This window comes from Methylobacterium sp. D54C (assembly GCF_053345595.1).
This window is the reverse complement of record NZ_JBKFAK010000003.1, coordinates 349,329-360,716: the sequence shown is the minus strand read 5'-3', so window position 1 is coordinate 360,716 and position 11,388 is coordinate 349,329. Positions and strand designations below refer to the sequence as shown.

The window sequence follows — 11,388 nt, the reverse complement described above, 5'->3', positions numbered from 1 at the left end:
GCGCTTGATTAATTTCAGGACAGCATCCGGGTGTCACCATCGATGGAAATGGCCTGCCCCGAGATCGTCCGGCCGCGCGGCGAGCAGAGCAGCAGGATCTGGTCGGCGAGCTGCCGCGCCGTGACGTACTCCTTGACCGACACGAACGAGAACGCCCGCGCCTCCATGTCGGCGAAGCTCGTGCCCTGCTGCTGGGCCTTCGATTCGAGCACCCGGCGCTGGCGATCCCCGGCGACGAGACCCGGGAGGATCGCGTTCACCCGGATCCCCGCGCCGCCGAGCTCGATCGCCAGGGACTTGGTGAAGCCGATCACCCCCCACTTGGCGGCCGCATAGGGGCTGCGCAGCGCGAAGCCGAACTTGCCCGCGGCCGAGGAGAGATTGACGATCGAGGCGTTGGCGCTCTGGCGCAGGTGCGGCACCGCCAGGCGCGCGCAGTTGAACTGGCTGGTCAGGCAGACCGTGAGGCAGCGATCCCACTCCTCGGGCGCGATCTCCTCGACCCGGCCGGTCGGGCCGGCGATGCCGGCATTGTTGACGAGCACGTCGAGGCCGCCGAGGAACTCGACCGCCTGGTCCATCATCGCGGCGACGGCGTCGCGGTCGGCAACGTCGGTCCGGCTGCGCCCGACGGTGTCCGGCAGCGCGGCCAAGGCCTCGGCGTCGATATCGCAGGCGAAGACGCGCGCGCCTTCGTCCAGGAAGGCGTCGACGATCTCGCGACCGATTCCGGCAGCGCCCGCCGTCACCAGGACCCGCAGGCCGGCAATCCCCAGATCCATGATCAATCCTCTCCCTGAACGTCCCGCAATCCGCCGCGGGTCAAGATGAACTCCGCGGCTTCCCGGATGTCGGCGGCGATCGCGGCCGCGGCCGCCGCGCCGTCCCGGATCTCGATGGCCGAAACGGCCTCGGCGTGCCGGCGCAGAGCGAAGCCCTGGAGGAGGCGCTCCGGGTGGGCGCGCAGATCCAGGTTGATCACCGGGCCGGCCTTCAGCCAGAGCCGCGCGATAATCTCCTGCAGGGGGCCCAGCCCGCAGGCGCCGTAGATGGCGAAATGCAGGTCGCGGTTGAGCTGGACGGCGCGCGCCCTGTCGGGCTCCGCCGCCTCGGCCTCGGCTCGGAAGGCCGCCTCGGCGCTCCGGATCGCCGCGAGCTCGGCCCCCGTCCGCCGCTCGGCCGCCCGGGTCACCGCGATTCCCTCGACCGCGATGCGGGTCTCGACCAGGGCCCGGAACGCGGCTGCGCCCATGACCGGCACCCGGATCACGCGATTCGGCGCCACCTCCAGCACGCCGTCCGCCGCGAGCCGGCTCACCGCCTCGCGCACCGGCATGACCGAGACGCCGAGGGCCGCGGCGCTCTGCCGAAGGGACAGCCGGTCGCCCGGCGCCAGCCGCCCCGAGGCGAGCAGGTCCGACAGGGCCTCGTAGACGGTGTCCGACAGGGTCCGCCGCGCGAGCTGGGGCAGGTCGGCGAGGGCCAGAGTGGAATTCATGTGCCGACACTAGACGGATCCGGCACTATCGCGCTAGTGATCTGTGATCACAGTTCGGGTGAGGGCCGTCAGAGCCCGCCACAACAACCCGGCTGGAGGACACGCACGGGAGCGGAACGATGACGGATCGGTACGGGAATTCCCTTTCTCGCCGCAGCCTCCTGCGCGCCGGCGGCGCGGCGCTCCTCGCGCCGGCCCTCGCGAGCCCGGCGCTCTCCCAGGGACAGTCCGAGGTGATCCGGATCGGTCACCTCACGCCGCGGACCGGCTTCCTCGGGCCGCTCGGCGAGTTCGCCGTGCAGGCGGCCCAGCTCGCGGTGGAGGAGATCAACGCCGCCGGCGGCATCGCGGGCCGGAAGGTCGAGCTCCTGTCGGAGGACAGCGTCAACCCGCAGACCGCCTCGGCCAAGGCCGAGCGCATGGTCCAACGCGACCGCGTGGCGTGCCTCGTCGGCGAGATCAACTCGGCGTCCGCGCTGGCGATCAGCCAGGTCGCCCAGCGCGAGAAGATCCTGTTCATCAACACCGGCGCCAACTCGGACGCGCTGCGCGGCTCCGACTGCAAGCGGTTCATGTTCCACGTCGAATCGCAGAACACCATGATGGTGCGGGCCTGCGGCCGAGCACTGCTGGACCGGGGCCTGATCAAGGGGCGCAAGGTCTACGCGCTCACCGCCGACTACGCCTTCGGCCACGATCTCCTGAAGCAGGCCAAGAAGTACTTCGCCGCCAACGACGCCACCCTCGTCGGCGAGGATCTGATCCCGACCGAGCTCACCGACTTCTCACCGTTCCTGCTCAAGCTCCGTCAGGCCAAGCCGGACCTCGTGATCTGCAACCTCGCGGGCGCGCAGATCACCAACTTCCTGAAACAGTACAGCGAGTTCGGCCTGCCGTTCCCGGTCGCCGGCTTCGGCTTCGACACGGCGCTCGCCTGGGGCGCCGGGCCGGGGAACTTCCTCGGCACCTGGCCGGTGATCTGGCACCACCAGATCGACTCGCCCTCGGCGAAGAAGTTCGTCGCCGCCTTCAAGGCCAAGTACAAGAAGCCGCCGGAGAACCAGGGCTGGGGCGACTACACGGCGATGAAGATCGTCGCGCAATCGATGAACGAGCTCAAATCGACCGAGTCGATCAAGGTCGTGGAGCACCTGGAATCGGGGGCGAAGTTCGACATCGCCAAAGTCCGCGAGGGCTATTTCCGCCCCTGGGACCACGAGCTGATGCAGGAGATGTTCGCGATCACCGCCCTGCCGGCGGATCAGGTCAAGAATCCCTACGACATCTTCACCTCGACCGGGCCGCTGCCCGGTCCCGGCGAGAGCCTGGAAGTGCTCGCCACGACCCGCGACGAGAACGCCTGCACCTTCCCGGCGTGAGGCGTCCATGCAGCTCGTCTTCATCCTGGAGCAGGTGCTCAACGGCCTGCTGATCGGCGTCCAGTACCTGCTGATCGCGCTGGGCCTGTCGCTGATCTTCAGCCTCGGCGGGATCGTGAACCTCGCCCACGGCGCCTTCTACGCGATCGGCGCCTACATGACCGTGCTGCTGACGCCGACCATCGGCTTCGGCGGCGCGCTCATCGCCTCGCCGCTCGCGGTGGCGGTGCTCGGCCTCCTGATCGAGCGGTTCCTGCTGCGGCGCTTCTACCGCGGCGACCCGACGCTCGGCCTGCTCCTCACCTTCGGGCTCGCGATGGTGGCGGAGCAGGCGCTGCGCATGGCCTTCGGGGCGGCGCCGGTGCCGTTCGGGATCCCGAGCTGGCTGCGCGGACAGATCTTCATCGGCGACCTGATCTACTCGCGCTACCGGCTCTCGATCCTCGTCGTGGCCCTCGCCTGCGTCGCCGGCCTGTGGCTGCTCCTGACCCGCACCAGCTTCGGGCGGGTGGTCCGGGCCGGCGTGCAGAACCCCGACATGGTCGCGGCGCTCGGCATCTCGCTGCGGCCCTATATGACCGCCGTGGTGACGATCGCGGTCGGGCTCGCGGCGCTGGCCGGGACCATGATGGCGCCGGTCACGGGCGTGCAGCCCGCCATGGGCGCCGAGATCCTGACCTTCGCCTTCGTGGTCGTGGTGATCGGCGGTCTGGGCTCCTTCTGGGGTGTTGTGCTCGCCGCGCTGATCGTCGGCGTCGTCCGGGGCCTCACCGCCTACGCCTACCCGCCGGCCACCGAGGCCGCCGTCTACGCCCTCATGGTGCTCGTCCTGCTGCTGCGCCCGCGCGGCCTGTTCGGCGAGCACATCGCCCGGTTCGAGTGAGCGGAGAGCGTCCCATGTCCGGAACCGCCGAGCCGCTGCCGCTCGCCCTGCCGCAGCGCGGCCTGATCCTGCGCGAGAGCCGCCAGCTCTGGGCAGCCCTCGCCGCCCTGATCGTCCTGCCCTTCGCCCTCGACGCGATCGGCCTGACGCTGATCACCGCCACCGACGTGGTGATCTTCGCCCTGGCGGTGCTCGGGCTCAACATCCTGGTCGGCTGGACCGGGCTCACCTCGTTCGGCCACGGGGCGTGGTTCGGGATCGGCGCCTACGCGGTGGCGATCCTCCAGACGCGCCTCTTCCCCGGCGACATGGCCCTGCCGCTCCTCGGCGCCCTGGCGATCACCGGGCTCGCGGCCCTCGCCGCCGGCGGCCTGATCCTCCGGCGGCGGGGCGTCTACTTCTCGCTCCTGACCCTCGCCTTCACGGCGATGCTCTACGCCATCGCGTTCCGCTGGACCGACCTCACCGGTGGCGAGAACGGCATCGGCAACCTGCACCGCTGGGCGGCGCTGCAGGAACCCGGCGCCTACTACGCCGCGGTGTCCGGGATCGCCTTCGCGGTCCTGATCGCCCTGTGGCGCTTCCGGCGCTCGCCGATGGGCACCGTCCTGGTGGCGATCCGCGAGAACGAGCAGCGTGCCGGCTTCCTCGGCTACGCCACCAACCGCTACAAGCTCGCGGCCTTCGTGATCTCGGCGACGATCACCGGGCTGGCGGGCGCGCTCGCGGCCTACAGTCACCGCTTCACCTCGGCCGACCCGATCTCCATCGCCTTCTCGGGCGAGCTGCTCGCCATGGTGGTGATCGGCGGGATGCGCTCGTTCCTCGGGCCGGCGCTCGGCGCGCTGTTCTACATCCTCTTCCGCGAGTTCCTGTCGATCTACACCGCCGATTGGCTGCTGTATTTCGGCCTGCTGTTCGTCGCCTTCATCGTGTTCTCGCCGGACGGGCTCGTCGGCATCGCGGCGCGGCTGCTCAAGCCGTTCCGGCGCGTCCCGACCGAGGGCGCGGCCATGTCGGCCCGCCGCGCCGGCGCCTCGGGCCGCGTCCCGGCCCGCTTCATCGCGGAGGGGCGCAGTGACGGCCCGGTGCTGGTCGCCGACGAGATCCGGAAGAGCTTCGGGCCCGTGAAGGCGGTGCGCGGCGTGTCCTTCGCGGTGGCTGACCGGACGCTCCACGCCTTGATCGGACCGAACGGCGCCGGCAAGACCACCGCCTTCAACCTGCTGTCCGGGATGTTCAGCCCGAGCGGCGGCAGCATCCGCCTCGACGGAAGCGAGATCGCCGGCCTGGAGCCGCACGCCATCACCCAGGCCGGGATCGGGCGCTCGTTCCAGATCACCAACCTGTTCCCGGGCCTCTCCGTGGAGGAGAACGTCCGCCTCGCGGTGCAGGCCCGGCACGCCGCGCATTTCAGCCCCTGGCGGGACGCGCTGGCCGTCCGCGAGATCGCCGACGACACGGCCGAGCTGCTGCGCTGGACCGGCCTGTCCGGCATCGAGCGGGCCGAGGCCGGCAGCCTGTCCTACGGCGGCCAGCGGCTGCTCGACATGGGGCTGGCCCTGGCCACGCGGCCGCGCGTGCTGCTCCTCGACGAGCCCCTCGCCGGGCTCGCGGCGGCCGAGCGCGAGCGGGTCGGCGACCTGATCAAGGCGCTGTCGGCCGACATCCCGGTGCTCCTCGTCGAGCACGACATCGACCGCGTCTTCCGCCTCGCCGACCGCGTCACCGTGATGGCCGACGGCGCGGTGCTGGTCGACGGCTCGGTCGCGGACGCCCGGGACGACGAGCGGGTGCAGGCGGTCTATCTCGGCTCGGGCACGGCGGCGATCGCCGCGAAGCCGCGCGCCAGCGCCGCCGAGGCCGAGACGCTGCTCGCCATGGAGGGCGTCGACACCTTCTACGGCAAGTCGCACATCCTGAACGGGGTGAACCTGGCGGTGCGCCGGGGCGAGGTCGTGGCGCTCCTCGGACGCAACGGGGCCGGCAAGTCGACCCTGCTCAAGACCCTGATCGGCACCGCGCCGCCGGCCGCCGGCCGGATCGTGCTCGCCGGCAAGGACATCGCCGGCCTGTCGCCCGACCGGATCGCCCGGCTCGGAATCGGCTACGTGCCGCAGGGGCGGGCGCTGTTCGCCGGCATGACCGTCGCGGAGAATCTCGGCCTCGGCCGGCTGCGGCGGCTCACCGGCGCCGGCATCCACTGGGACGAAGAGAAGGTCCTCGAGTTCTTCCCGCGCCTGAAGGAGCGCTGGAGCGTCGACGCGGCCCGCCTGTCCGGCGGCGAGCAGCAGATGGTGGCGGTGGCCCGCGCCCTCTCGGGGGACACGCGGCTCCTCCTCCTCGACGAGCCCTTCGAGGGCCTGTCGCCGGCGGTGACGGAGGAGCTGTTCGAGGCCTTCGACCGGCTCCGCCGGGAGATCGCGATCATCCTGGTGGACCACCACCTCGACCTCGCCCTGGCGCTGTCCGACCGCACCGTCGCCCTGGAGCGCGGCAGCGTGCAGTGGACGGGCGAGTCGCGTCTCTTGCGCGAGGATCAGGAGTTGAGGCGGAAGGTGCTGTGGCTATGACCGAGAGCGTCGCGATCGTCGGCGCCGGCCTGATCGGCCGGGCCTGGGCGATGATCTTCGCCCGTGCCGGCTGGGACGTGCGCCTGTTCGACCCCGCGGCGGGCGTGGCCGAGGCCGCGATCCCGCTCTGCGCCGAGGGGCTGCGGACGCTGGCGGCGAACGACCTCTGCGCGGATCCCGAGGGTGCCGCGGCGCGCATCCGCGCGGCCGGCACCCTCGCGGCCGCCCTCGACGGCGTCGCCTTCGTGCAGGAGAACGGACCGGAGCGGCTGGAGGTGAAGCGGAGCCTCTTCGCGGACCTCGACGCCGCGACGCCGCGGGAGGCCGTCATCGCCTCGTCCTCCTCGGCGATCCGCTGCTCCCTGTTCACCGAGGATCTGCCCGGTCGGGCCCGGTGCCTCGTCGGCCATCCGGTGAACCCGCCGCACCTGATTCCGCTGGTGGAGATCTCCGGCGCGCCGTGGACGGCGCCCGAGGCACTGGTGCGGGCCCGTCAGGTTTACGAGCAGATCGGGCAGGTCCCGATCACCGTGCTGAAGGAGATCGAGGGCTTCATCCTCAACCGGCTCCAGGGCGCCCTGTTGGCGGAGGCGTTCCGCCTCGCCTCGGAGGGCTACGTCACCCCGCAGGACCTCGACAAGACCGTCGCGGACGGCCTCGGCCTGCGCTGGAGCTTCATGGGTCCGTTCGAGACGATCGAGCTCAACGCGCCCGGCGGCATCGCCGATTACTGCGCCCGCTACACCGGTTTCTACAAGAGCCTCGCCGCCGACCCGGCGCCGCCCGCGGTCTACGAGGCGACAGCCACCGAGGCGATCCTGGCCAACTGGCAGCCGCCGACCGATCTGCCCGCACGCATGAACCGCCGCGACGCGCGGCTGGCGGCGCTCCGCGCCCACAAGGCTTCACGGAAGGACTGAGCATGGCCTCACAGCGGAAAGTCATCATCACCTGCGCGGTGACGGGCGCGATCCACACGCCCAGCATGTCGCCGCACCTACCCGTCACGCCCGAGGAGATCGCCGACGCCGCCATCGGCGCCGCCGAGGCCGGCGCCGCCATCGTGCACCTGCACGCCCGCAATCCGGAGAACGGCCAGCCCGACCAGACACCCGAGGCCTTCGCCAAGTTCCTACCGGTGATCAAGCAGCGCTCGAACTGCGTGGTGAACATCACCACGGGCGGCGCGCCGACCATGTCCATCGAGGAGCGGGTGCGCCCCGCGGCGACCTTCCAGCCGGAGGTCGCCTCGCTGAACCTCGGCTCGATGAACTTCGGCCTGTTCGGCATGCTCGACCGCTTCAAGGACCTGAAGCACCAGTGGGAGCGGGACTATCTCGGCAACAAGGACATCATCTTCCGCAACACGTTCGGCCAGATCGAGCACATCCTGACGACCTGCGGCCCGAACGGGACCAAGTTCGAGTTCGAGTGCTACGACACCGCGCATCTCTACAACCTGAAATACTTCTTCGACCGCGGCCTCGTGCAGGCGCCGCTGTTCATCCAGACGGTCTTCGGCCTGCAGGGCGGCATCGGCGCGCATCCGGACGACGTGATGCACATGAAGCGCACCGCCGACCGTCTGTTCGGCGATCAGTACCGCTGGTCGGTGCTGGGCGCGGGCCGCAACCAGATGAACATCGCCGCCATGGCGGCCGCGATGGGCGGCAACGTCCGCGTCGGCCTCGAGGACAGCCTCTGGGACGGTCCGGGCAAGCTCGCCGAGACCAACGCCGCGCAGGTCCGGCGGGTGCGCGCGATCATCGAGGGGCTGGGTCTGTCCGTTGCTTCGCCCGACGAGGCGCGGGAGATCCTGGCGCTGAAGGGCGGCGACAAGGTCGCGTTCTGAACGCGCACTCGGTTGATGATGCGTCGCGGGAGGTGCGACGCGTCATCCGATAGCGGCTGACGTTCAGGCTCTTCCGTCCTTGCGAGCGCAGCGAAGCAATCCAGGCGCGCCACAGGCCTCCGATCGCGCGCAACACTGGATTGCTTCGCTGCGCTCGCAAAGACGTAGGCGACCGTTCACGGCGAACCGAACACACGATCCAGATCCGCCTTCGCGACGCCGTCGATCTCCAGGATCTTCAGCCGGCTCTGCTCGCCGGTCACGATGCGGACCGAGCCGCGGCTGACCTTCAGCGCCTTGGCGATCAGCGCGACGAGCGCCGCGTTGGCCGCGCCCTCGACCGGCGGGGCGGCGACCCGGACCTTCAGGTAGGGCTGCCCCTTGTCGTCCCGGGCCCAGCCCTCCGCGGCGTCGCGGCCCCCGCGCGGCGTGAGGCGCACCGCCAAGCGGATCGCCACGGCGGAGCCCTCAGAAGATCTTGCCCGGATTCAGCCGGTTGTCCGGGTCGAGCGCCCGCTTCACGAGCCGCATGACGGCGATCTCCTCGGGCGAGCGCGACAGCTTCAGCTTGGCCCGCTTCTCGAGCCCGATCCCGTGCTCCGCCGAGACGGAGCCGTTCAGCTCCGCCAGCGGCTCGTAGATCGCCGCGTCGATCGCCGCGTTGCCGGCGGCGTCGAGGCGGGTGGTGTTCCAGTGGAGATTGTTGTCGCCGATATGCCCGTAGACGACCGCCCGGCAGCCCGGGATCGCCGCGAGCCGGTCGAGCGCGCCGCGGACGTAGCCGTCCATCCGCGCGAGCGGCACGCTCACGTCGAAGGCCCGGTCGATCCCGTCGGCGTTCAGGTGCTCGACGCGGTCGCGGATCCGCCACATGCCGCGGCGCTGCTCCTCCGAGGCGGCGACCACGGCGTCGAGGATCGTGCCGTCCCCCATCAGCCCTTCCAGCAGGCCCAGGAACCGGTCCGATTCCTCGGGGACGCACTCGACCTCGATGATCGCGTAGAACGGGTAGTCCGGACCGAGCGGCGGGGTCGCGCGCCCGGGTGCCGTCATCAGCCTGTAGAAGTCCGGCCACAGGCCCTCGAACGAGGAGACACGCCCTTGGAAGGCGCTCTGCGCCGCCCGCAGCACCCGCGCGCCGTCGTCGACCCCGGGGCACGCGATCAGCGCCGTCGCGTAGCCGGCGGGCTCCGGCCGCAGGCGGATGACCGCCCGCGTGACGATGCCCATCGTGCCCTCGGTGCCGAGGAAGAGCTGCTTGAGGTCGAGCCCGGTGTTGTTCTTGATGAGCGGCCGCATCGACGACACGACCGTGCCGTCGGCGAGCACAGCCTCCAGGCCGAGCACCATCTCGCGCATCATGCCGTAGCGCAGCACCCGCAGGCCGCCCGCGTTGGTGGAGATCGCGCCGCCGATCGTCGCCGAGCCGCGGGCGCCGAGATCGAGGGGGAAGAACAGGCCCGCCGCGGACGCGGCGTTCTGCACGCTCTCGAGCGTCGCGCCGGTGCCGACCACCACCGTCATGCCGAGCGGGTCCACCGGCTCGATGCCGGTCATGCGCTCGGTCGACAGGGTGATCTCGTCGGGCTGGCAGAGCGTGCCGTCGACGAGGCCGGTGGCGCCGCCCCGCGGGACCACCGCGACGCCCGCCGCGTGGCAGGCGGCCATGACGGCGCCGGTCTCCTCCGTGCTGCGCGGGCGGACCAGCGCCAGCGCGGCGCAGGGCTCGGTCGGGCGCGTCCAGTTGGCCGAGCGCCCCCGCAGCTCCGCACCGGTGACGAAACCGGACGGTCCGACGATCGCGGCGAGGCGGTCGAGGAAGGCGGTGTCGGTCATCGGCATCATCTCGGGGCTCGGTCCGGTGGCCGCTCTGTCACAGAATCCCGCGCGCGGCGAGATTCCGCATCAGCGCGCGGGCGCCGAAGGTCCAGGGCTCGCAGGCGTCGCACGGGCGCATGCGGTTGACGAGGCTGCCGAGCTCCGGGCTCGCCACGACGACGCGGTCGCCGTCGGCGTGGGTGAAGCCGAGGCCCGGCCCGTGCCGGTCCTGGATCGGCGCGAACATGGTGCCGAGGAGGAGGAGGGCGCCGTCGGGGTAGTCGTGCGTCCGCCCCATCAGCGCCTCCGCCAGCTCCTCCGGGTCGCGGCTGATCTCGGAGAGCGGCGAGGTGCCCTCCAGCCGGAAGCCGTCCGTGCCGGTCACCTCGAGGGTCACGGTCGTGCGGCGGACGTCGTCGAGGCCGAACGTGTCGTCGAACAGGCGCAGGAACGGCCCCACGGCGCAGGAGGCGTTGTTGTCCTTGGCCTTCCCGAGGAGCAGCGCCGACCGGCCCTCGAAGTCGCGCAGATTCACGTCGTTGGCGAGCGTCGCCCCGACGATGCGCTGGTCGGAGGCGACCGCGAGCGCCACCTCGGGCTCGGGGTTGTTCCAGTGCGAGTCCGGGTGCAGCCCCGCATCCGCGCCGCAGCCGACGGCCGAGAGCGGCTGCGCCTTGGTGAAGATCTCGGCGTCCGGGCCGATGCCGACTTCCAGGTACTGGCTCCAGGCGCCCTGCGCGACCAGCACCTCCTTGAGGGCCATGGCCTCGGGCGAGCCGGGCTTCAGCCGGCGCAGGTCGTGCCCAACCAGGCGCTCGACCTCGGCGCGGATCGCCGCCGCGGCGGCGAGATCGCCGCGTGCGCGCTCCTCGATCACCCGCTCCAGCATCGAGGTGGCGAAAGTCACGCCCGCCGCCTTCAGGGCCTGGAGATCGACCGGGGCCAGGAGCCAGGGCTTGGTGGCGTCGCGCGCGTCCGGCGGCGTGGTGGCCAGCACCGCGTCGAGGCTGCCGAGATCCTCGCCCTGGGCGCCGCGCAGGGCGGCGGCGGGGTCTCGGGCCTCGCACAGGTCGCTGACGGTGGGGAAGGCGGCGGTGACGTCGACGATTCGGGCAGCACCGTCCGCGTCGGCGCGGATCGCCACGACGCTCGGACCGGCCACGTCCGGCCGCCACACCCGGCCCACGAGGGCGCCCCGGCATCCGTCGGCGGGCAGGATCTCCCGCGCGGTCAGGCCCGATAACGACATGTGCTCATGTCCCCTGGATGTGTGATCCTGAGATGTCCGCGCGTGGCGGGCCCGGTTCCGGGACCGCGGCCGGCGCGCGATCCCATAGCATTCCGCGCCGCCCGTCATCCCGCCGGAAGTTTCACCGGGCCGCGCT

10 protein-coding genes are annotated in these 11,388 nt (G+C 71.4%); 5 read left to right on the top strand and 5 right to left on the bottom strand.

Features of this window, described 5'->3' with window-relative positions; translation table 11 throughout:
• Positions 1 to 14: 14 nt before the first annotated feature.
• Positions 15 to 782, bottom strand: coding sequence for an SDR family oxidoreductase (locus ACLBYB_RS10780; protein WP_091926591.1), 768 nt, complete (start codon positions 780 to 782; stop codon positions 15 to 17).
• Positions 783 to 784: 2 nt separating this feature from the next.
• Positions 785 to 1,498, bottom strand: coding sequence for a GntR family transcriptional regulator (locus ACLBYB_RS10775; protein WP_447698750.1), 714 nt, complete (start codon positions 1,496 to 1,498; stop codon positions 785 to 787).
• 119 nt (positions 1,499 to 1,617) lie between these two features.
• Between ACLBYB_RS10775 and ACLBYB_RS10770 the strand changes: the two genes are divergently transcribed.
• The 5 genes from ACLBYB_RS10770 to ACLBYB_RS10750 are packed head-to-tail and all read left to right on the top strand — an operon-like array spanning position 1,618 to position 8,185.
• Positions 1,618 to 2,877, top strand: a complete 1,260-nt coding sequence (locus ACLBYB_RS10770; RefSeq protein WP_091926592.1) for an ABC transporter substrate-binding protein — start codon at positions 1,618 to 1,620, stop codon at positions 2,875 to 2,877.
• Positions 2,878 to 2,884: 7 nt separating this feature from the next.
• The gene (locus tag ACLBYB_RS10765) at positions 2,885 to 3,760 is read left to right on the top strand and encodes a branched-chain amino acid ABC transporter permease (RefSeq protein ID WP_091677084.1); all 876 of its coding nucleotides are present in this window, start codon (positions 2,885 to 2,887) and stop codon (positions 3,758 to 3,760) included.
• 14 nt (positions 3,761 to 3,774) lie between these two features.
• The gene (locus tag ACLBYB_RS10760) at positions 3,775 to 6,333 is read left to right on the top strand and encodes a branched-chain amino acid ABC transporter ATP-binding protein/permease (RefSeq protein WP_447698749.1); all 2,559 of its coding nucleotides are present in this window, start codon (positions 3,775 to 3,777) and stop codon (positions 6,331 to 6,333) included.
• Complete coding sequence (locus ACLBYB_RS10755) at positions 6,330 to 7,253, top strand: 3-hydroxyacyl-CoA dehydrogenase (RefSeq protein WP_447698748.1); 924 nt, start codon at positions 6,330 to 6,332, stop codon at positions 7,251 to 7,253. Before ACLBYB_RS10760 ends, ACLBYB_RS10755 begins: the two co-directional genes overlap by 4 nt.
• A gap of 2 nt (positions 7,254 to 7,255) precedes the next feature.
• Positions 7,256 to 8,185 (top strand): 3-keto-5-aminohexanoate cleavage protein, encoded by a 930-nt coding sequence (locus tag ACLBYB_RS10750; protein WP_447698747.1) that lies wholly within the window; start codon positions 7,256 to 7,258, stop codon positions 8,183 to 8,185.
• Between the two features lie 176 nt (positions 8,186 to 8,361).
• Here ACLBYB_RS10750 and ACLBYB_RS10745 read toward each other — a convergent pair whose 3' ends face one another.
• From ACLBYB_RS10745 to ACLBYB_RS10735, 3 genes are read right to left on the bottom strand one after another with little or no spacing between them, the layout of a single operon-like run.
• Complete coding sequence (locus ACLBYB_RS10745) at positions 8,362 to 8,643, bottom strand: DUF167 domain-containing protein (protein ID WP_447698746.1); 282 nt, start codon at positions 8,641 to 8,643, stop codon at positions 8,362 to 8,364.
• 10 nt (positions 8,644 to 8,653) lie between these two features.
• Entirely contained in the window at positions 8,654 to 10,021 is a 1,368-nt protein-coding gene (locus tag ACLBYB_RS10740) for an FAD-binding oxidoreductase (RefSeq protein WP_447698745.1), read from the bottom strand.
• Positions 10,022 to 10,058: 37 nt separating this feature from the next.
• The gene (locus ACLBYB_RS10735) at positions 10,059 to 11,252 is read right to left on the bottom strand and encodes a fumarylacetoacetate hydrolase family protein (RefSeq protein WP_447698744.1); all 1,194 of its coding nucleotides are present in this window, start codon (positions 11,250 to 11,252) and stop codon (positions 10,059 to 10,061) included.
• Positions 11,253 to 11,388: the final 136 nt, after the last annotated feature.

Excerpts from the sequence above, each read along its gene's own strand:
- ACLBYB_RS10780 (WP_091926591.1), bottom strand. The coding sequence starts at position 782 with ATGGATCTGGGGATTGCCGGCCTGCGGGTCCTGGTGACGGCGGGCGCT.
- ACLBYB_RS10775 (WP_447698750.1), bottom strand. The coding sequence starts at position 1,498 with ATGAATTCCACTCTGGCCCTCGCCGACCTGCCCCAGCTCGCGCGGCGG.
- ACLBYB_RS10770 (WP_091926592.1), top strand. The coding sequence starts at position 1,618 with ATGACGGATCGGTACGGGAATTCCCTTTCTCGCCGCAGCCTCCTGCGC.
- ACLBYB_RS10765 (WP_091677084.1), top strand. The coding sequence starts at position 2,885 with ATGCAGCTCGTCTTCATCCTGGAGCAGGTGCTCAACGGCCTGCTGATC.
- ACLBYB_RS10760 (WP_447698749.1), top strand. The coding sequence starts at position 3,775 with ATGTCCGGAACCGCCGAGCCGCTGCCGCTCGCCCTGCCGCAGCGCGGC.
- ACLBYB_RS10755 (WP_447698748.1), top strand. The coding sequence starts at position 6,330 with ATGACCGAGAGCGTCGCGATCGTCGGCGCCGGCCTGATCGGCCGGGCC.
- ACLBYB_RS10750 (WP_447698747.1), top strand. The coding sequence starts at position 7,256 with ATGGCCTCACAGCGGAAAGTCATCATCACCTGCGCGGTGACGGGCGCG.
- ACLBYB_RS10740 (WP_447698745.1), bottom strand. The coding sequence starts at position 10,021 with ATGACCGACACCGCCTTCCTCGACCGCCTCGCCGCGATCGTCGGACCG.
- ACLBYB_RS10735 (WP_447698744.1), bottom strand. The coding sequence starts at position 11,252 with ATGTCGTTATCGGGCCTGACCGCGCGGGAGATCCTGCCCGCCGACGGA.